At 47.9% G+C, this 18,603-nt stretch carries 19 protein-coding genes; 5 read left to right on the top strand and 14 right to left on the bottom strand.

The window, feature by feature from the left end; genetic code table 11:
* Positions 1-28 precede the first annotated feature (28 nt).
* From B153_RS0109180 to B153_RS0109170, 3 genes are all read right to left on the bottom strand, one after another.
* Positions 29-1,654, bottom strand: coding sequence for an OmpA family protein (locus B153_RS0109180; protein WP_020596403.1), 1,626 nt, complete (start codon positions 1,652-1,654; stop codon positions 29-31).
* A gap of 132 nt (positions 1,655-1,786) precedes the next feature.
* Positions 1,787-4,081: an ATP-dependent helicase gene (locus B153_RS0109175; protein ID WP_020596402.1), complete on the bottom strand. Its 2,295-nt coding sequence runs from the start codon at positions 4,079-4,081 to the stop codon at positions 1,787-1,789.
* Between the two features lie 138 nt (positions 4,082-4,219).
* On the bottom strand, positions 4,220-4,660 hold the full coding sequence (locus tag B153_RS0109170; protein ID WP_020596401.1) for a hypothetical protein: 441 nt from the start codon (positions 4,658-4,660) through the stop codon (positions 4,220-4,222).
* Positions 4,661-4,818: 158 nt separating this feature from the next.
* Between B153_RS0109170 and B153_RS0109165 the strand changes: the two genes are divergently transcribed.
* From B153_RS0109165 to B153_RS0109155, 3 genes are all read left to right on the top strand, one after another.
* Positions 4,819-5,379, top strand: a complete 561-nt coding sequence (locus B153_RS0109165) for an RNA polymerase sigma factor (RefSeq protein WP_020596400.1) — start codon at positions 4,819-4,821, stop codon at positions 5,377-5,379.
* Positions 5,380-5,467: 88 nt separating this feature from the next.
* The gene (locus tag B153_RS0109160) at positions 5,468-6,085 is read left to right on the top strand and encodes a hypothetical protein (protein WP_020596399.1); all 618 of its coding nucleotides are present in this window, start codon (positions 5,468-5,470) and stop codon (positions 6,083-6,085) included.
* The gene (locus B153_RS0109155) at positions 6,066-7,133 is read left to right on the top strand and encodes a DUF4097 family beta strand repeat-containing protein (protein ID WP_026262016.1); all 1,068 of its coding nucleotides are present in this window, start codon (positions 6,066-6,068) and stop codon (positions 7,131-7,133) included. Before B153_RS0109160 ends, B153_RS0109155 begins: the two co-directional genes overlap by 20 nt.
* A gap of 93 nt (positions 7,134-7,226) precedes the next feature.
* Here B153_RS0109155 and B153_RS0109150 read toward each other — a convergent pair whose 3' ends face one another.
* Both B153_RS0109150 and tpiA read right to left on the bottom strand, forming a co-directional pair.
* Positions 7,227-7,736: a cupin domain-containing protein gene (locus B153_RS0109150; RefSeq protein ID WP_020596397.1), complete on the bottom strand. Its 510-nt coding sequence runs from the start codon at positions 7,734-7,736 to the stop codon at positions 7,227-7,229.
* Between the two features lie 87 nt (positions 7,737-7,823).
* Positions 7,824-8,588 carry a triose-phosphate isomerase gene (gene tpiA / locus B153_RS0109145; protein ID WP_020596396.1) on the bottom strand — a complete coding sequence of 255 codons (765 nt, stop codon included), beginning with the start codon at positions 8,586-8,588 and terminating at the stop codon, positions 7,824-7,826.
* Between the two features lie 237 nt (positions 8,589-8,825).
* Between tpiA and B153_RS0109140 the strand changes: the two genes are divergently transcribed.
* Positions 8,826-10,088 (top strand): aspartyl protease family protein, encoded by a 1,263-nt coding sequence (locus B153_RS0109140; RefSeq protein ID WP_020596395.1) that lies wholly within the window; start codon positions 8,826-8,828, stop codon positions 10,086-10,088.
* Between the two features lie 7 nt (positions 10,089-10,095).
* On the opposite strand, the gene B153_RS0109135 is transcribed toward B153_RS0109140, so the two are convergent.
* Both B153_RS0109135 and B153_RS0109130 read right to left on the bottom strand, forming a co-directional pair.
* Positions 10,096-11,133, bottom strand: a complete 1,038-nt coding sequence (locus B153_RS0109135) for a sensor histidine kinase (RefSeq protein ID WP_020596394.1) — start codon at positions 11,131-11,133, stop codon at positions 10,096-10,098.
* Between the two features lie 94 nt (positions 11,134-11,227).
* The gene (locus B153_RS0109130; RefSeq protein ID WP_020596393.1) at positions 11,228-11,935 is read right to left on the bottom strand and encodes a response regulator transcription factor; all 708 of its coding nucleotides are present in this window, start codon (positions 11,933-11,935) and stop codon (positions 11,228-11,230) included.
* Positions 11,936-12,238: 303 nt separating this feature from the next.
* Here B153_RS0109130 and B153_RS0109125 point away from each other — a divergent pair, with 303 nt between their 5' ends.
* The gene (locus B153_RS0109125; protein WP_026262015.1) at positions 12,239-13,393 is read left to right on the top strand and encodes an AI-2E family transporter; all 1,155 of its coding nucleotides are present in this window, start codon (positions 12,239-12,241) and stop codon (positions 13,391-13,393) included.
* A gap of 70 nt (positions 13,394-13,463) precedes the next feature.
* Here B153_RS0109125 and B153_RS0109120 read toward each other — a convergent pair whose 3' ends face one another.
* Genes B153_RS0109120 through B153_RS0109090 form a run of 7 tightly spaced genes read right to left on the bottom strand, consistent with a single transcriptional unit; the run spans position 13,464 to position 18,511 of the window.
* Positions 13,464-14,093, bottom strand: a complete 630-nt coding sequence (locus B153_RS0109120; RefSeq protein ID WP_020596391.1) for an LON peptidase substrate-binding domain-containing protein — start codon at positions 14,091-14,093, stop codon at positions 13,464-13,466.
* A 21-nt stretch (positions 14,094-14,114) separates the two neighbouring features.
* The gene (locus B153_RS0109115) at positions 14,115-14,900 is read right to left on the bottom strand and encodes a cysteine hydrolase family protein (protein WP_020596390.1); all 786 of its coding nucleotides are present in this window, start codon (positions 14,898-14,900) and stop codon (positions 14,115-14,117) included.
* A gap of 55 nt (positions 14,901-14,955) precedes the next feature.
* On the bottom strand, positions 14,956-15,702 hold the full coding sequence (locus B153_RS0109110; protein WP_020596389.1) for a hypothetical protein: 747 nt from the start codon (positions 15,700-15,702) through the stop codon (positions 14,956-14,958).
* 36 nt (positions 15,703-15,738) lie between these two features.
* Positions 15,739-16,407 (bottom strand): hypothetical protein, encoded by a 669-nt coding sequence (locus tag B153_RS0109105; protein WP_020596388.1) that lies wholly within the window; start codon positions 16,405-16,407, stop codon positions 15,739-15,741.
* Between the two features lie 12 nt (positions 16,408-16,419).
* Positions 16,420-17,376: a DUF4097 family beta strand repeat-containing protein gene (locus B153_RS0109100; protein ID WP_020596387.1), complete on the bottom strand. Its 957-nt coding sequence runs from the start codon at positions 17,374-17,376 to the stop codon at positions 16,420-16,422.
* On the bottom strand, positions 17,373-17,984 hold the full coding sequence (locus B153_RS0109095; protein WP_020596386.1) for a hypothetical protein: 612 nt from the start codon (positions 17,982-17,984) through the stop codon (positions 17,373-17,375). The genes B153_RS0109100 and B153_RS0109095 overlap by 4 nt, the downstream gene beginning before the upstream one ends.
* Positions 17,981-18,511 (bottom strand): RNA polymerase sigma factor, encoded by a 531-nt coding sequence (locus tag B153_RS0109090; RefSeq protein ID WP_020596385.1) that lies wholly within the window; start codon positions 18,509-18,511, stop codon positions 17,981-17,983. Before B153_RS0109090 ends, B153_RS0109095 begins: the two co-directional genes overlap by 4 nt.
* Between the last annotated feature and the right edge of the window lie 92 nt (positions 18,512-18,603).

Raw genomic sequence — 18,603 nt, 5'->3', positions numbered from 1 at the left:
CTGCTCAAAACCAGCTATTATCGTCACTTTATTTCTTGATAATGACAAACTCAACCCGACGGTTTTGCTGACGACCGGCTTCGGTATCGTTTGTGGCAATTGGCTTGGTTTCGCCGAAGCCCTTGCTGCCAACCCGATCGGGTTCAATGCCTTTGCTGATGAAATACTCCCGAACAGCGTCGGCTCTGTCCTGAGAAAGCTTGTTGTTGATCTCGTTAGAGCCGGTGTTGTCTGTATGACCGCGTACTTCAATGGTCATTTTAGGATTCTCGTTCAGCGTGGTCACTAACCGATCCAGCTCAGGACCCGATTCCGGGCGGAGTTCTGACTTTCCGGTATCGAAGAAGATGTTATTCAGCCGAACAACCGATCCTTCCTTAATGGGAGCCATTTTAACGGGATCGCTCTTAATTTCCTGAAACCCTTTGGTTTGTGTCAGATCAATATTTATACTTTCGGAAATGAAGTCCTTGGCAATGGCCCTGACAGAAAATTTCTGGCCGTAGGGAAGTACAATTTTGTATTCACCTGTAACGGGGTCAGAAGTGGCTTCACCAACTTCGGCACCATCGGGTAATGTATGATAAACGATGCGGGCTTCAATGGGCTTACCCGTAATCTGGTCAACAACCTTACCGCTGATCAGGGCAACGGGATCGGGTCGGGTGGCATCGGTTTGGCCAGCCACTTCATCACCACCACCCAGCCGCCCAGGCTGATTCGTAGGTCGATCTTCAGTAAGCTTAACCCGAACAATATCGCCTTTACCAACGGTGTTCTTAAAGGTGGTCAGGTACGCATAATCCCCTGATGCCGAGAGGGTATAATAGGCGTCGTAGCCATCTGTATTCACCTTCGGCCCCAGGTTTACCGGCTTGGTCCAGTGTTTCCAGGTCTTGTCGACTCGCTTGGTGACATAAATATCGTTGCTACCTAACCCACCTTCCCGATTGCTGGAGAAATAGAGCGTAGCACCATCGGGGGCCAGAAAGGGCGTGGTTTCCGTAAATTTGGTATTTACCTCCGAACCCAGATCCATTGGTTTGGTCCAGGAGCCATCTTTCTGGCGGAAGGATACGTAAATGTCGTCTTCTTTACTGTTCTTCTTTTCACTGAACGCCATGACCAGCGTTTTGCCATCGGCCGACATAAACCCGCAATCGAACTGCCCTTTGCTCATGCCCACGTAGCCAGGAATCTCAATCTTTTGTGGGGGCGACCAGCCAGTAGCCGTTTTCTTACTGATTGAAAAGCCGCGTGTTTCGTAGTTTCCGTTGTTGTACTGCCCTTTTATGAGCATGGTGTTGCCGTCGGGCGTAATGCTATAGGCGCAATTGTATTCGTCTTTGTTCAGGGGGAAACCCATGCGCCGGGCAGGGCCCCATTTACCACTGGCTGCGTCCAGGTCAGAATACCAGATGTCCTGGCTACCTTTGGTGCCGTGGGTATTGTTGGGGTGGCTGATCCGGGCGAAATACAACGTTTTGCCATCCGGCGAAATAACGGGATTAATCTCGTTGTATTCGGAATTGACCTGATTTCCGAGGTTTTCAACAGCGGGGTTGGCTGATCCTGTCGAATCTTTCTTCACCTGTCCGTAAGTTTCGAGGGCAATGGACAGCAAAGCTGCGACAATAAGACCGTAGGCATTCATGCGACGTATAGGCAATGGGAGTAGAATACTTTGAAGAGAACGATATGATGTGAAGGTTTTGTATGAAATAGGCTCGTCAGCAATCAAACTATGGAACGATTGCTAACAAGCAGGACAGAGAATACATCTTACTTACACCACAACTCGCAGCTTGGCGAAACTCAATAGTAGGGTCTTTTCTCCCACAACATCGAACAAGATCGTAGCTTTACGCTCGGTTCCATTCACATCTACTTTTTTCACGGTTCCAAAGCCAAACTTGGCATGTTCAACACGCTGACCCGATGCCAGATCAGCCGTACTGCTTGGCGTGAAATCGGGCGAAGGCGTATGCGTAGCCGCTGTTTGTGGGGTTTGTGTGCGAGCTGTTTTCTGCGCCAGCGACCGTACAAATGCCATCGAGCCCGTTGAGGTGCTTTCACTGCGTTCGCGTTCGGGTCGGTCGAAGTCCATGCGGCTGGGTGCCGAGCGGAGTTTCGACATCTTCAGATACCGCTGGTCGATCTCCATCAGGAATCGGCTGGGTTCACACATTTTCAATCGTCCATAATGATAGCGGGTTTCGGCGTACGACATCGTCAACCGCTTTTCGGCACGCGTTATGGCCACATAAAATAGTCGCCGTTCTTCTTCCAGGTCGTTTCGGCTTTCGAGCATCATCTGGCTGGGGAACAGGTCTTCTTCCATACCGACAATATGCACGTTTTTGAATTCCAGCCCTTTGGCCGCGTGAATCGTCATCAGCGTTACTTTATCATTATCACCATCGTCCTCTTTTTCGTCAGCAGAGGTTAGTAGCGAGACAGATTGCAAAAACGCGGCCAGACTTTTCTCTTCATTATCCGGGTTATCGACAAACTCCTTGATGGCGTTCAACAATTCCTGCACGTTTTCGTAGCGGGCCAGCCCTTCCACCGTTTTGTCTTCATACAGTTCTTTTAACAGACCCGATGCTTTGGCAATGTGCGAGGCTACTTCGTAGGCATCTTTCTGGTCGAGGAGGAGCTTGAAACTCTTGATCAGATCGGAAAAGCCTTCAATGGCAATAGCAGACCTACCGGCTACATGTTTGGTGATTTCAGAGACAATTTCCCAGATTGAATCCTGCTTTTCGGCGGCTATCACACTGATTTTAGCCACAGTAGTATCGCCAATGCCGCGTTTGGGCAGGTTAATAATTCGCTTGAAAGCCTCTTCGTCCTGCTGATTGACCGTAAAGCGCAAATACGCAATCAGGTCTTTGATTTCCTTTCGCTGATAGAACGACAGACCACCAATAATGCGGTACTTGATGCTCATCTTGCGCAGGGCTTCTTCAAACGCCCGCGACTGGGCGTTGGTCCGATACAAAATGGCGAAGTCGTTGTTGGTCAGCGATTCGTTCATTTTGGTTTCAAAAATAGATGAGGCTACCAGACGACCTTCTTCGTTGTCCGACGAGGCTTTTATTACGTCGATCAGTGGCCCTTCTTCATTATCCGTGAAGACGTGCTTTTCCAGTTGCTGCTTATTCCGGGCAATGATCGAATTGGCCGCTTCCACAATCGTCTTGGTCGAGCGGTAATTCTGTTCCAGCTTAACGATCTTGACATTCTCTTTGCCATAATCGCGCTGAAAATTCAGGATGTTTTCAATGTTGGCTCCCCGGAAGGCATAGATGCTCTGCGCATCATCGCCCACGACGCAGATGTTCTGATGCACAGCCGCCAGCTTACGGGTAATCAGGTACTGCGAAATGTTGGTGTCCTGAAACTCGTCGACCATCACCTGCTGGAACTTATGCTGGTATTTGTTCAGAATATCCAGATGATCGCGGAAGAGTACGTTGGTATTGAACAGCAGGTCGTCGAAATCCATAGCATTGGCGGCAAAACAACGAACGCTATACTGCTTATAAATTCGACCAATGTGCGGCATCCTTGCCGATTCATCGTCGGCCTGGATTACGGCATTGTTGAGGTAATCATCCGGACCAATGAGCCGGTTTTTAGCCCCCGAAATTCGGGAAAATACGCTGTTGACCCGGTACACCTTGTCGTCGAGCCCCATTTCCTTAATGATGCTGCGCAACAGGGATTTTGAGTCGTCGGTATCATAAATGGAGAAGTTGCTGGTATAGCCAATGGCCCGGGCTTCGATCCGAAGAATCTTGGCAAATACAGAGTGGAAGGTGCCCATCCAGATGTTGCGGGCTTCCGTCCCAACTACCTTTTCGATCCGGTGCCGCATCTCACCAGCGGCTTTGTTGGTAAAGGTAAGGGCCAGAATCCGGAAAGGGTCAATACCGTTTTCGATCAGGTAAGCGATCCGGTAGGTTAGTACGCGGGTTTTTCCCGAACCGGCACCGGCTATAATCATAAGCGGACCATCGCCGTGCATAACGGCCTGCCGCTGTGGGTCATTTAATCCAGAAATATAATCAACCATTCAGCTCGTCTCTATCCTTCTATAACAATCAAAACTACGAAATAATTTGGTAGCGGACGGATAGAAACGAGAGTTTGGCAGGTGTCAAATTGAATAAACCCTCTGACTGAACCTATAGCCAGATTTGTTGTTTTAGTGTCAGAGGAAAGCCCCCATATCGATGCTCATTACTTCCGACACGGATGAATTTGTAGCAACGCCACCATCGCCTTTTCGGTAACGCAGCCACTCCCGAGTTTTGTAGTTATATACGAAGCCTTCAAGGATGCCGTAGTCGTTATCTTCGATAAGATAAATGATTTTTCGTAGGTCATTACGTTGCCCATTGTTCTGACATACTTCTATGATAATCTTTGTTTCTTCAGCGGTTTTATCGTACAGGATTACGTCGGGTACGGCATGCCCAGGCCCTTCATCCAATGGCGTTTCAGGGAGAGGTTCCAGAATAATTCTCTTTTGCTGGTAATATAATAGACCTAATTCAAACGTTAGTTTACTGATAACGCGCTGATGGTCAAATGGAGAATTTGGGCCATCTTCATGGACCATAAACGGCTGGCCTTCCTGAGTTTTATACATAGTGATCAATGCTTTTATAGAGCCAATCTACAGAAAAACAGCCTTTAAACGATGTGAGGGTAGAAACGCTGACTTTTTCTGAATTATTGTGCAACATTCTCAAATTCCGTGCATCTTTCTATCGATAATAACTTAAACGTTGGGAAATACTGAAGCTGTTGGAACCTAAACCGTACCCCGACCGCCATGCTGACCTGGTCAAACGCTGCCAACAGGGCGAGCGACGGGCTCAGTATGAACTCTATCAGCATTACGTAAAGGCTATGTATAACGTTTGCCTGCGGATTCTGAACCATGAAGCCGAAGCTGAAGATGTATTGCAGGAAGCCTTTATGGATGCATTTAGCCATATAGGCTCGTTTCGGGGGCAAAGTACGTTCGGGGCCTGGTTGAAGCAGATTGTGGTAAACCGGGCTATCAATCATCTCCGCGCCCGTCGATTGGAGCTGGTGGATATGGAATCGAATCGGTTTGGTGAAGATGACGGGCCCGATTTTGCCGATCCCGAACCATATGACGAAGACGGAGTTCAGTTGGAAGTAGACCGGGTCCGAAGGGCTATGCAACTGCTTCCAGAAGGGTACCGGGTCGTGCTATCGCTTTATTTGTTTGAGGGATACGACCATGAAGAAATAGGGAATGTATTAAACATCAGTGAAACAACATCCAGAACGCAGTATTTACGAGGAAAAAAACGTTTACTTGAATTATTAAACTAGTTGAGAAAGAGTTAGTAAGGGCTGACGGGAGCAAACCCTGTAGATGGTATTTGCTCGTTCGCTCGTTCACTCTTTCGCTTACTGACCTATGAAAAAGGATAACCTTGAACGTTTTGTGCGCGATAACCGCGAGGACTTTGACGACAAAGAGCCGTCGGTTGATCTGTGGAAAAAGATTGAGGCTGGCCTTGACAAAGCTAGTCTGGATAATCCGCCGATTGTCCAGAACAATGGTTCGCCGTTTGTAGCAGTCCATAAAAACCGTCCGGCTTCGGGGGGACGGCAAATTGGCTGGCCCACGCTCGATTGGCGAGTGGCTGCGTCCATTGCCGTATTGCTGCTGGCTGGCTGCTTTCTGTACATGAACAAGCAATATGGGGTAACCCGCCAGCCTGAACTCGTGGCAGCTAATCCGACTTATGCCAAAGAGGTAGTGCAATACACGCAACTCATTGACAATAAACGTGCTGAATTAAAACAACTGACCGAGGATAATCCCGCTCTATATCAAGAATTTGCGATTGACCTGGACCGGCTCGAGAACTCCTACCGGGCACTCAAGGCCGATCTGCCTAAGAACCCGAATCAGGAAGTGTTGATCCAGGCCATGATTCAGAATTTACAGCTTCAGATCAACTTACTTAACGAACAATTGCGTGTTATTGAGCGCATTAAAGACCAGTCCCATGAAACGAGTCCTGTATAGTGTTTTACTATGCCTTAGCCCATTAATTATGCGGGCCGAGGTGCCGGTTCTGCCCGGTATGGTTGAAACCACCGTTGAAAAGAAGAAGACCATCATCAAACTATTTGATGTCGATAGTAAAGATAATCTGGTCGTCGATAATCAGTTTGGTCAGGTTACAATAGGCTTATGGGATAAACCGGAAATAAAAATTCAGATTACCATTGTTGCTAATTCGGATTCGGACGAGCGTACCCAAAAGTATCTGGATGCGGTAACGATTGAAGAAAAGCGCAATGGCAACCAGATTACCGTTCGGACAAATTTCAGCCAGAGTGCAGTTTCGAACTGGAGTTTTGGCAAATGGAAAGATGATGGCGAACGGAATTTTGTGCGGATCAACTACGATGTGATGATGCCCAAACAAAATGCGCTGACGCTGAAAAATAAGTTTGGCAATACCACCATCCACTCCTTTCAGGCTCCCCTCACTGTATATAGCCGCTATGGTAATTTCATGGCCGAAGAACTAGCCAGCCGCCAGAATGATATCGATGTGGCCTATGGTAAAGCCAATATTCGTTACATCGATGCCGGAAAACTGGATATGGCCTATGGAAGCCTGGAATTAGTAAAGGCCAATGAGCTGACGCTCACCAATAAGGCGGGTAAAATGACCATTGGTGATGTCGGAAAACTGAATGCCGACATCAATTATTCGGGGGCTAAAATTGGTAACCTGCGTGAATCGGGTAAAATTAAGCTCAGCTTCTCGGGTGGCTTCCGAATCGATCAGTTGCCTAAAACCGTCGAAAATGTTGATATTCAGGCTTCTTACTCATCCGTAGCGTTGCCTGTCGACCGAAATAACGACTGCGATTTTGATGTAACGGTTAGCTACGGCAATTTCAATTACCCATCCAATTCAACCTGGCATTTTACCGCCCAGCCCGACGACGACAACCGACGAGGCCCAAAACTGGTCAAGCAGTATGTCGGTAAAGTGGGCAGTGGCTCAGGTACTAAAGTCCGCGTAGTATCCAAGTTTGGGAATGTAAATTTCCAGTAATCAGAACCGGGATTTAGCAGATTGAGGGATTAAAACAGATTTTGTTTTTGCTTCTTCGAAGCTCTATAATTTAACAAAATCTGTTTTAATCCCTCAATCCGTTAAATCCCGGTTCAGTTTCTCAATAATCTCCTTATGCTGGGGAAATTCCTCCAATAGCTGGTTCCGGTCGGCCATTTCGAAATCCGCAAAATCGAAACCGGGCGCAACCGTACAGCCAACCAGCGAGAATTCGGTACCTACAGCCGGTTTTGAACCAAACCAGCATCCAGCCGGTACTACATCCTGAAACACCTCACCCCGCTCCGGGTTATTGCCGAGTCGTATAATTCTGAGCGAACCATCGGGGTTTATAATAAATACCTCCAATGGGCCACCCGCATAAAAATGCCATACTTCATCGGACTGAATCCGGTGAAATGCCGAGAAATGGTGTTGCTCCAGAAGAAAGTAAATAGCCGTACAGAATGAGCGATTTCCCCCGAATCGCTGCGGCAAGGCTTCCTGAGCAATGCTTTCGGATGATCGATACGTTTCGGCAAAATACCCCCCTTCCGGGTGAGGAGTCATGTTGAAAGCCCGGACGTAATAAGCGGCTGTCATAATTTAATTTTGAATGATCGAGTGATTGAATGATTGAATAGGTTCTTGGTTTAGCTATTCAATCACTCGATCATTCACTCATTAAGTTTATTGTGCTGCTTTTACAACCGTAAGAAAGTCAGGGGCTTTAAGGGAAGCACCACCGATAAGGCCACCGTCTACATCGACTTGGGCGAACAGCTCGGCTGCATTTTGGGCATTGGCACTACCACCGTATAAAATGCTGATGTCCTGGGCCACAGAATCGCCATATTGGCTGGCAATGTGCTGACGAAGCTCAAAGTGCATATCCTGCGCCTGCGCAGCCGATGCTGTCAGGCCGGTACCAATGGCCCAGATCGGTTCGTAAGCAATAACGACCTTCGCAAACGAATCGGCCGATAAGTGGAACAGGCTCTCGGTAAGCTGGTTTTTTACGAAGCCGACGTAGTCACCGTTTTCGCGCAGATCACGGGATTCCCCACAACAAAAAATAGGAGTCAGGCCATTTTCCAGGGCAATGTTTACTTTAGCGGCCAGTTGAGCGTTGGTTTCGCCAAAATATTCCCGGCGTTCGCTATGGCCAAGAATGACGTATTCAACGCCGATAGACTGCAACATAGGAGCCGAAATCTCACCGGTGTAGGCACCAGAAGCTTTCTCATGACAATTCTGAGCACCGAGCGAAATAGAACCACCGGATGGTATGGCTTGCCGGGCTGAGGTCAAATAAACAGCAGGTGGACACAGAACAACCGTGACATCACCCGTCACTTCAGCATTCACCTTGTCGATAATTTCCGATACAAGAGCAGTAGCCTCGTCGGCTGTTTTATTCATTTTCCAGTTGCCAGCAACTATTTTTTTACGCATAACCGATTAATAATGAGAGTCGAAAACGATGTTCTGGGCTTCTAAATGGCCCTATATTGCTTGAAATTTTTGACGAAATTAGGGTTTTGAACGGAATGCACCATCTTAAAGAGTGCGAAAGTTGCCCGGATACTAAATAAGTGGAAATAACTATGTGACAGTCAATAAACTTACTGTCTAATTTTTGTGTTATTCGGATAAAAAATGCGTAATTTCAATGTAATAAATCTACGATAAATGAAAACGCTGATACTGGTATTCGGGCTGTTACTGTCCGGTTGGGCAGCTCGGGGCGATGATAACCGACGTGTGCCTGATAAGGACCATTACGGCTTTTTTATTTCCGGGAATCGGACCTGGACCCGTATCCCGTTTCAGCTTCATTCGAACCTGATTGTTGTTCCGGTACGGATCAATGATTCAGACACCCTGAATTTTATTCTGGATACGGGAGTTGCCAATACAATTATTACTGATCCGGCTGCTTTTTCGAAACAGAAGCTCCAACTAACGCGGAAAGTTAAGATTAGCGGTGCTGGCGAAGGGGGGAGCCTGACCGCTTCCATTGCCATCGATAATACCCTGACGATGGGCGGCTTACGCGCATCGCATCATAATCTGGTTATTCTGGACGAGGATATTCTCAAACTGTCAGAATATGTAGGAGCCCCCGTTCATGGCATTTTTGGCTACGAGGTCTTTTCAAACTTCGTTGTTAATGTTGATTTTCAGCGCCATGAGCTGATGATCATGAAGCCAGGCAAGTACAAATACAATAAACACAAAGGTGACCGTTACCCAATCACGATTCAGGATACCAAAGCCTATACCGATGCCTTATCGGTATTCGATGGCGAAAAAACCCTGCCCTTGCGGGTTGTGCTGGATACAGGTGCAGGTCACGCCCTTCTGCTCGATCGGTCGCGTAGTACGGCCGCCATGCCGATTCCAGAAAAAAGTATTCGGGCGCAATTGGGTCGCGGGCTAAATGGTGTCATAAATGGGAGCGTAGGTCGGATTCAAAAAATCCGGTTTGGGCGTTACGAAATGGATAATATTCTGGCATCATTTCCCGATAGTATAGCTTTTGGGATGAAGCTTATCAACATGCCCGAACGGCAGGGAAATGTAGGTTGCGAATTGTTGCGCCGATTCAATGTGACCTTTAACTATCCCGATCAATACATTGTGATGAAGCCTGTTAAGCGACTGATGCGCGAGAGCTTCGAACATGATATGAGTGGTATGGAGCTTCGGGCAAGAGGGGAGAGCTTCCGTACCTATTATGTCGACAAAATTCTTGATGGATCTCCGGCCGCTAAGGCTGGTCTGGAAGAAGGGGATGAACTCCTGTTTATCAATAATACATCGGCCAGAGATATGACCATCAGCGAAATATACAAGATACTACAGAAAGGCGAAGGGAGAGAGATATCGCTGGTAGCCCGGCGAAACGGGCAGCTCATCATTGCCCATTTTGCCCTTAAGCGATTGATTTAGCAGAAGGCTACACCTCCATTTTTTCGAGCTTAAATCGGAAAGTGGTGCCTTTGTCGACCTTACTCATTACGGTAATTTTCGATTTGTGCGCGTTCAGGATGTGCTTCACAATGGCCAGGCCGAGGCCAGTGCCCCCCCGTTCTTTCGAGCGGCTTTTTTCGACCCGATAAAATCGCTCAAATATCCGGCTTAAGTGTTCGGGGGGGATGCCGGGGCCATTGTCGCGGACCGATACGATAATGTGTTTTTTATCTTCTTCGAGGTGAACGATCACTTTGCCGTTGTCATTTCCATACTTCACCGCATTTTCTATCAAATTAGTCATGACCTGCATAATGCGCTGAACGTCGGCTTTTACCCAGGCCGGGCCGGGTTGTGAGGTCTTGAGTGAGAGCGATGTGTTTTTGGCTTTAGCGATGGTTTCGAGCTGCTCAAAAATTTCCTGAATAAGCTGTGAAAAGTTGACCCGCTCAAAGCTCATTTTTACTTCGCCGGTTTCCAGTTGCGACAGCGCCACCAGGTCTTTTACCAGTGCATCCAGCCCGTCGAGGCTTTTGGCGGCTTTCGACAGGAATTTATCCCGAACGTGTTCGTCATCGACGGCACCATCGATCAGCGTATGAATAAAGCCCTGGGCGGCAAAAATGGGTGTTTTTAACTCATGCGATACATCGGCCAGAAACTCCCGGCGAAACTGTTCCAGCCGTTTTAGCTCGTCAATCTCCTTCTGCTTCTTGGCGACGTAAACAAAAATTTCGTCGTTGAGCTTCTTAAACGGATTGCTGTTCTTGATGATGGATTTTCGGGAAATGCTAAAGTCGCGGATTTTGAGCTGGTGGATGGTTTTATACATCTTGTTGACTTCCCGGAAGACCAGTAACTCAATCGCATAAAGTACCAGAAAGAACGAGATGACAAACGACGAAATCCCGACCACAAACAACATACTGCTCGTAACGCCTTCTACGAATGTGAGAAAAGCGAGCGTCAATGCCGAAATCAGGCAAGCCAGTAAAAGAGCAATAATGCGGGGACTGAGAGACATTGTGTAAAGATAAAAAGAGCGAAAGAGTGAATGCGTGAAAGAGCGAAAAACCTGCCGGGTGCTTCGCTCTTTCACGCATTCACTCTTTCGCTCTTTACTCGGGCTGGTCGGTAAACATATAGCCTACACCCTTTAGCGTTCGGATATGGGTATCACCGATCTTTTCGCGGAGTTTCCGAATATGAACATCTACTGTACGTTCGAGCACATAAATATCGGCCCCCCAGATTTTCTGAAGCAACTCCTCCCGGCTGCATACCTTATTGGGGTGCTGGGCTAAAAAGAACAGGAGTTCGAATTCTTTCTTGGGGAGTATAACCGTTTTATCGTTCTGCGTAACTGAATAGTTTTTGCGGTTGATCAACAGATCGGCAATCATAATTTGCTCACCTGGATCGGCCTTTTGAGCTTCGCGCCGGAAGAGCGCATTGATCCGACTCATGAGCGCACGGGGCTTGATGGGCTTGGTGATGTAATCATCGGCGCCTACGTCGAAAGCGGCTACTTCGGAGTACTCTTCCGAGCGGGCTGTCAGATACAAAATGTAGGTCTGACGTAATTCGGCGATCTCTCGGAGCTGGCGGCCTGTTTCTATACCATCTAACTGAGGCATCATAATATCCAGTAAAACCAGTTCGGGGAGATAGCCTTTAGCGACTTCAATAGCTTTCCGGCCATCGAACGCTGTGCGAACTTCGTAGCCTTCTTTAAGAAGGTTGTATTCGAGCATCTCTACGATGTCGGCGTCGTCGTCTACGACTAAAACGCGATGAAGGGGTTGAGCAGCTTTTGCAGCACTCATGCGAAGTTAAATTGTTGAGAATGACCTACTTCACTCGTGGCGTTTAGTAGTTGCCTTCTGTTTGGCAGCCCGAAGTTACATGACTTATCCACAACGTTACCAATTCCAAATGCATCCTTAACAAAAACTTAACAGCCTGAACAGCAATCAATAGCTGTTAATCCTGCCTGATACTAAGATAATTAGAAGAAGCTTAAAGTGTATAATTACTCAAACTAAAGTGGGTAGTTGGTGGTTGGGGAAATAGTTCGTCCTGTAACTGATAGGCAGCTTGCGGGATTGCTTTGCTTTACATTCACTACTATGGACACACGGTCTCCAGAAATTCAGTTGCCTTTCTACGCTAAAGTTACTTGTATACTCTTATCATTGGTAGTCATCGTATATGGGCTACATGTTCTGGAAAGCCTGCTCATCCCTTTAGTGTTTGCCATCCTGTTTGCTGTATTACTCTTTCCGCTGGTCAATCGGCTCGAAAATTGGAAAGTCCCCCGAATACTAGCCATTATCCTTTGTCTGTTATTGGCACTAACCATTCTGACAGGTTTATTTTATGGCATTTCCGTTCAGCTCAGTAACTTCAGCGAAGTAGTTCCCCAGTTTGTGAAGCGTGGAAATGAATACATCAACAGCATACAAAAGTTTGCCGACGAGCACCTGAATATCGATAAGCAGCGGCAGGTCGATGAAATACGGAAATACCTGAATCAGGCCCTCTCCGAAGCAGGAGTCATTGTGACCACTACTCTGCTGACCACAACCAACATTATCAGTACACTGTTCCTGGTTCTGCTGTTCGCTTTTTTCTTACTGCTTTACCGCGATTTTTTCCGGACGTTCTTTTATAAAATCTTCAGCGATGCCCGTCGCTCAAAGGTCGATGGGGTGATGAGTGGCATTTATGAGGTCGTCAAAGATTACATGGCGGGGTTATTCCTGGTCATTATTATTATTGGTACGTTGATGACGGTAGGTCTGCTGATTCTAGGTGTCGATTATGCCGTGTTCTTTGGTTTCTTTGGGGCTTGCCTGGTTTTGATTCCCTACTTTGGTATTTCGCTGGGTTCATTGATACCAGCCGCCTACACACTGGTTACACAGGACAATCCGTTCAAAGCCCTGGGAGTTATTGGTGTGTTTCTGTTCGTACAGGCGCTGGAAGGGAATTTTATTACGCCTTATATCGTCGGATCGAAAGTGAGTATCAATCCATTGGCGGCTATTATTGCCCTTATTCTCTGGGAAAATGTGTGGGGGTTGCCAGGGCTGGTACTGGCTCTGCCCATGACCGCCATACTGAAAGTGATTTTTGATGCTGTGGATTCACTAAAACCGTATGGATTCCTGATCGGTGAAGCCGAAAAGCCCCGCCCACCCATAAAGAACCTTCAGGAACTAGCCGAGCAACTGCCCAAACGAACCAAAAAAGTTGGGAAAGTGGAGGAGAAAAATGAGTGAATGAGTGATTGAGCGAATAGCTACCAAAAGCTTTTTTATTCGCTCAATCACTCATTCACTCAATCGGTCATTAAAAATTGAGCGGATCGAGGTTTTTGAAATGGCCGTTCATGCGGATGCGTTGCTTGGTGCGCTCCATGTCCGATACAACGGGTAAGACTGTATTAAGATGCTGGATCAGAAAAAGCTGCCGTTCTGCTTCGCTCTCCAGTGTCAGCAACTCATATTCCTGTTCGATTGATAAGCCTACTTTGTGCGCTACCTTATAGGATAGGTTTTCGGACCTCGGGTTATAATCGGTTTCTATCTGGAGGAGCTTATATAAGCGTTCCAGTCGTTCGGTCAGGGCCGATGCGTGGGCGCTAAAATTATCGCCAGCTTCAACCATTTCTACTTCGCCACCTGCATACAGTTTGCCCGGAATCGGGTTTTCGAAATTAACCAGCCGGAAAATGCGTAAGCCCTTGGTCTTTATATCCATCCGGCCATCAGGGTAGCGTTTGTGAAGGGTCGTAACGTGCATCTCGGTCCCATAACCCGGAAGCTTATTGTTAATGAAGGCGGGGATACCAAACGTACGTTCTTCTTCCAGACACTCATTAATGAGCTGTCGATAGCGCGGTTCGAAAATATGCAGGTTCAAATCCTCGCCAGGATACACAACCAGATTGAGCGGAAACAGTGAAAGCGCCTTTTGCATAGGTCCGAAAAGTACGGCTTTTTACGTAAAAACCGCATCAGATTCCATAAAACGGACAGAACGGGCTTTTGCTTCGGCATAGATCGGGTCGGCAAGATGGCCTAACCCTGCCACATCTGACATACAGTCGGTTACGACAACTAGCTTCGAAACCAGTTCAGGAGCGAAGTTCAGTATCTGTTTCAGACTGTTGGCTACGCAGTGCGATTTAGCTTCTCCCATCAGGTAAACGGTATCAAACCGAGCCAGATCGACAATCAGGGACGTATTCAGTTGCGTTTCGGCAACGGCAGGGTCAGGAACCTGCGCCCGGAAAATGCCAAAATGTTCGGAGAGCGGGTATAGTCCTTTTTGTATGGCTACGTAATCCTGATTGCGCAGGTGCGACCAGCTTTTCAGCGCATTCAGTAATGTGTCGTGAAGGGCGGCCCCCCGCGAGCCAATCAAACAATGCTCAGGCCAGATAAAATGGTCGAACTGCCCATCGGCTTCGAGGTCATGGACATATTTTTTCGCTTTTTCAACCGAAAAACGGGGTGTCCACCGGCCTGCGTCCACATCATCGCCCGTGATACGCGTGAAGGGCGCCGGATGCGTTCCGCTGGCATCCTGCCAAAAGCCCGGATGGGCAATGTCTAAAATATGATGCGTATCCAGCGTAACAACGATATGGTCGATCTGATTGCCGTGCTGCCGGATCAGATTCGCCATGCGGTCAACGTCCTGCTCAGCTCCGGGCACAAACAAAGCACCATCGGGATGGCAGAAGTCGAACTGAGCATCTATTATCAGAAACGCATTTTTCATGGGGTCGAGTCCCGTCGCTGAATTCGCTGGTAACGGTGCTCAAAGGTAATAAAACTCACAGACCGAGACCGAACGAAAATCGTACCATCGCCTGTATAGGATGGCGAAGTCCTGCATCTCGTCCGTTTAAATAGGAGGCTCCTGCAACCAGATTATAGAAATAAAAGCGCGTTCGTATGCTATGAATACCTATCCCCAATAAAGTAGCCTGCCGAAATGGATTAACGGTAATGGTTTGGTTCGATCCACCTCCTTCTACAGCTAGTTTGTCATGAAAAGGCAGGAGGCCCCGTGTTGTGACGTAAAATTGACGGTAGAAATTATTGGCCGACTGACCTTTCCGTATCGCTTTAGTAATCATTGGATAGTAATTTATTCCAACCTGCCCGAGCCAGCTACTTCCTGATATAGGGTTCTTCGGTGTGCCGGGAGAAAATTGCCAGCCTACACCACCCAGAATTGCCCAGGAAGGTGTAATCTTGTGCTCAATACCAGCCCACAAGCTAAACAGGCTCGTTTGTTCAATTACTGGCCGAGGGTCATTAAAGAGAACAATGCCTGCCTTATACGGGTATTCGACCCCAATCTCAATCAAGGTAATTTCCTGACGACTTCGCCGAAAAAGCTCTTTCATCAACTTCTTCTCTTTGTCGGTTCGTTCAGGATTGATTTGTTGGGTCGAATCGACCGATAATTTTTCCTGCGAAATTTCGACACGTGTGGAGTCAGACTGGCCGTAGCTATTTAACGTTAGACAGCTAATTGCCCAGCAAACAACAGAATATGTATAAAACGGCTTCATATCGTATGAAATGGTGAGAAGGGTGGATGGAAACAATTACAAGCCAAAGCCTACCAGAATAGAGGCTCGAATGCCAACGGGCATGGGATTAAGGCTACGGATCGTATAACCTGGGCCAATGTTTGCATCCAGATAGCCAAATCGGCTTAACCGCCGTTGTGTACCCAGCCCAAAACCTACCCATGAATGGGTTAAGCCGCTGGCTGGAGGCTCAAGGGAGTTGCTTGCCCAAAGCGATTTGATCAGTTGCATGGTTACGTATTGGCCCGAAAAGTTATTGGCGCTTTTGCCCTGCCGTATTCGGCGGTTCATAACAAAATACCAGCGTCCAGCTACTTCGCCCGAAATGCTCGCTTCATCAAAAGTTTTTGCCAGACGGCTATAGGAAGAGTGAGCCGAAATAAGAAGCGAAAAAGCAGATGTAAGTTTTTGTTCAACAGCGATTTCATTTCGAAAGCCCCATATGGGATCGGGGGTTGCTCCAAAACCAGTCGGCATCACGCCCAGCTTGATCAATGTTTTTTCTTCGATCTGGGCCCGTATAAACCGATTATAGAGCATCTTGAACCGTTTTGTGCCGTGCTGTGGCTGCTGGCTTGCCGCTTCCTCGCTGTATACAAGGCGTGTCGAGTCGGCTGACTGCGAAACGCTTTTGCTGGCAATCAGGCTAAGTATAGCTATAGAAAAGAGTAAAAGTCGGTTCATACGATTTGTGGCTTAACGACGGTCAACGAGTGGTTTTTCTCCCTGGATAATAATCGGACTATAGCGATTCTGAATAACGATTTCGGGCTTGTTGGCCAAAGGCTGGTACTTGAAAACCTGTTTGCTTTTGGTCTTTATCAGTTGATCGGCCACATTTTCGGGTACGCGTATGTCTGCAAACGAGTTGGTCAGTTCAAACCCAAAATCAGTCATGCGTTTTGTCGCGATGAGAATTTCGGTACGAGTCGCATCTACATTCAAGGCATCAAGGGTAGGGTTGGGCAGGAGGGTGAGTTTTCCGAAGCTGGCCTGGATCGTTACGTTTCCGCTTACATCCTGTAGGGTAATCTCGGCTTTTTCGGCCTTAATGGCCAGCGTAGCGTCAAGGTTGCGTCCGTCAATATCGCCATAGTCGGATTTTGTTGTGAGTTTGCCCGTGATATCATCCAGCCTTAGCCTGCCAAAATCGAAGGTCACCGTGGTATTGCCATCCAGATTGCTCAGATTCATATCGCCAAAAGAATTGGTTATACTGAGAAGGGCCTTAGCCGGAAGACTGATCTCATAAATGGCTTTCAACTGGCTTTTCAGCTTCCCAACCGATTGAGGAATGACGAAGCGATTCGACAGGTCAATCTGGTTATTGATCGCCCGTAAGGAGTACTGATGATACCCTAATTCCTGTTCGGCCACAGCTCGATCCGGATGTTTGGCAATGAGCCGCAAACGCACCGAAATCATTGAGCGATTCCAGCCTTTAATCGTTACATCGGCCTTTTGGGCAGTCAAGACAATAGGCTGACCTTCGGTGTAGGGTAGCTCTTTCTCGATGATCTTTGTGATGACCTGTACCGACTGCGCATAGCTGCTTAAGCCCCCGTAGATGCAAATGATCAGCCCGATAACGCATCTGATTAGCCGAACGAGACAATTGGGCAGCCGCGCCAGCCTAAAAAGACCCATGTTCATGATTCCAGAAGGGTTATCAATTCTTTCGTCACTTCGGCCCGCTGGGTTTCCAGTTTAGTCTGGGCGCGTAGTAAGGTTGGGTCGTCGCCGAAAACGGCCCGTTCCTGTTCAATACGTTGCTGCTTGATCGTCAGCGCCGTCAGTTGTTTCCGTAGTTCGTGAACTTCGGGACGCTGGCAGACGGCTTTCTGCTGGGCACATCGCTTCGCAATAAATTCTTCGGTTCGCGTAGTCGAAGCGGGCCAATGGATTGACTTTGGTTGTTTGGACGAAGCGGGCTTTGGTATCTCAGTGGCATATTCGATGCGCACTTTTTCTGGGATTTCGGAAGGCCATAACGACCATACCCCTACCATAAATAACGCAACCGAAGCGGCCAGACCTACCCATGGGAGGGATAAGTTGCGCCAGAGCGGACGGGTTATAGTTCGTTCGCTAGCAGATAGCCTGCTGTCAATTGAATTCCATAGATCAGCCTGGGGTTCGTAAGCGGGTAATTCACGAATCAGCCGATTAAGTTGCTCATCGGCCTGCAAATGAGCTTCGATCCGATCCCACAGCTTATCGGCTGGGTCGTATTCGGGTAGTTGCGGCAGTGAGTCGTTCATACTAGTCGTTGTCTTAATAGCTTCTTTGCATAACTCGTCTGCGATTTCGAAGTACCTTCCGAAATACCGAGCAGGTCCGCAACTTCTTTATGGGTATACCCTTCTACTTCAATGAGTAGGAACACCGTGCGGGCACCGTCGGGAAGCTGACGAATAGCCGCATCTAATTCAAGGCCCGTCAGGTTATCGCGAAATGCAATCGGGCTGTCATGCGTGCGTTCGTCCAGGGTCAGAAACCGACCTTCAAGCTGCTGTTTTCGGAGAGCCTGACGAACGACAATGATTTTTATCCAGGCACCCAATGTCGAACGAAAGGCGAACTGCTCCAGATTTCGAAAGACCTCCACAAAAGCGTCCTGTAGCACATCGTTGGCATGATCGTAGTCGTTTATGATCCGAAAAGCGGTCGAAAACATAGCCCGCTTGTATCGTTCGAACAGAAGCCGCTGGGCAACCCGGTCATTGGCCCGACAGCGGTCGATCAGGTCGCGTTCAGATATGTCGGTCGATGTGGCCAAGCGGAACATGGTTTTAACGGTGCGTCGGACTAAAGGGACACACTATAGAGAAAAGGTTGGAAAGTAAGGCAAAAAATGCAGAGAAGCAGGTCGATACAGAG

The organism is Spirosoma panaciterrae DSM 21099, assembly GCF_000374025.1.
Classification (GTDB): Bacteria; Bacteroidota; Bacteroidia; order Cytophagales; family Spirosomataceae; genus Spirosoma; species Spirosoma panaciterrae.
Note: the sequence above shows the minus strand (reverse complement) of the source record. Positions and strands in the feature narration are given on the sequence as shown.

Excerpts from the sequence above, each read along its gene's own strand:
- B153_RS0109120 (WP_020596391.1), bottom strand. The coding sequence starts at position 14,093 with ATGCAAAAGGCGCTTTCACTGTTTCCGCTCAATCTGGTTGTGTATCCT.
- B153_RS0109140 (WP_020596395.1), top strand. The coding sequence starts at position 8,826 with ATGAAAACGCTGATACTGGTATTCGGGCTGTTACTGTCCGGTTGGGCA.
- B153_RS0109125 (WP_026262015.1), top strand. The coding sequence starts at position 12,239 with ATGGACACACGGTCTCCAGAAATTCAGTTGCCTTTCTACGCTAAAGTT.
- B153_RS0109170 (WP_020596401.1), bottom strand. The coding sequence starts at position 4,660 with ATGTATAAAACTCAGGAAGGCCAGCCGTTTATGGTCCATGAAGATGGC.
- tpiA (WP_020596396.1), bottom strand. The coding sequence starts at position 8,588 with ATGCGTAAAAAAATAGTTGCTGGCAACTGGAAAATGAATAAAACAGCC.
- B153_RS0109135 (WP_020596394.1), bottom strand. The coding sequence starts at position 11,133 with ATGTCTCTCAGTCCCCGCATTATTGCTCTTTTACTGGCTTGCCTGATT.
- B153_RS0109100 (WP_020596387.1), bottom strand. The coding sequence starts at position 17,376 with ATGAACATGGGTCTTTTTAGGCTGGCGCGGCTGCCCAATTGTCTCGTT.
- B153_RS0109115 (WP_020596390.1), bottom strand. The coding sequence starts at position 14,900 with ATGAAAAATGCGTTTCTGATAATAGATGCTCAGTTCGACTTCTGCCAT.
- B153_RS0109130 (WP_020596393.1), bottom strand. The coding sequence starts at position 11,935 with ATGAGTGCTGCAAAAGCTGCTCAACCCCTTCATCGCGTTTTAGTCGTA.
- B153_RS0109160 (WP_020596399.1), top strand. The coding sequence starts at position 5,468 with ATGAAAAAGGATAACCTTGAACGTTTTGTGCGCGATAACCGCGAGGAC.
- B153_RS0109150 (WP_020596397.1), bottom strand. The coding sequence starts at position 7,736 with ATGACAGCCGCTTATTACGTCCGGGCTTTCAACATGACTCCTCACCCG.
- B153_RS0109110 (WP_020596389.1), bottom strand. The coding sequence starts at position 15,702 with ATGAAGCCGTTTTATACATATTCTGTTGTTTGCTGGGCAATTAGCTGT.
- B153_RS0109175 (WP_020596402.1), bottom strand. The coding sequence starts at position 4,081 with ATGGTTGATTATATTTCTGGATTAAATGACCCACAGCGGCAGGCCGTT.
- B153_RS0109155 (WP_026262016.1), top strand. The coding sequence starts at position 6,066 with ATGAAACGAGTCCTGTATAGTGTTTTACTATGCCTTAGCCCATTAATT.
- B153_RS0109180 (WP_020596403.1), bottom strand. The coding sequence starts at position 1,654 with ATGAATGCCTACGGTCTTATTGTCGCAGCTTTGCTGTCCATTGCCCTC.
- B153_RS0109095 (WP_020596386.1), bottom strand. The coding sequence starts at position 17,984 with ATGAACGACTCACTGCCGCAACTACCCGAATACGACCCAGCCGATAAG.
- B153_RS0109105 (WP_020596388.1), bottom strand. The coding sequence starts at position 16,407 with ATGAACCGACTTTTACTCTTTTCTATAGCTATACTTAGCCTGATTGCC.
- B153_RS0109090 (WP_020596385.1), bottom strand. The coding sequence starts at position 18,511 with ATGTTCCGCTTGGCCACATCGACCGACATATCTGAACGCGACCTGATC.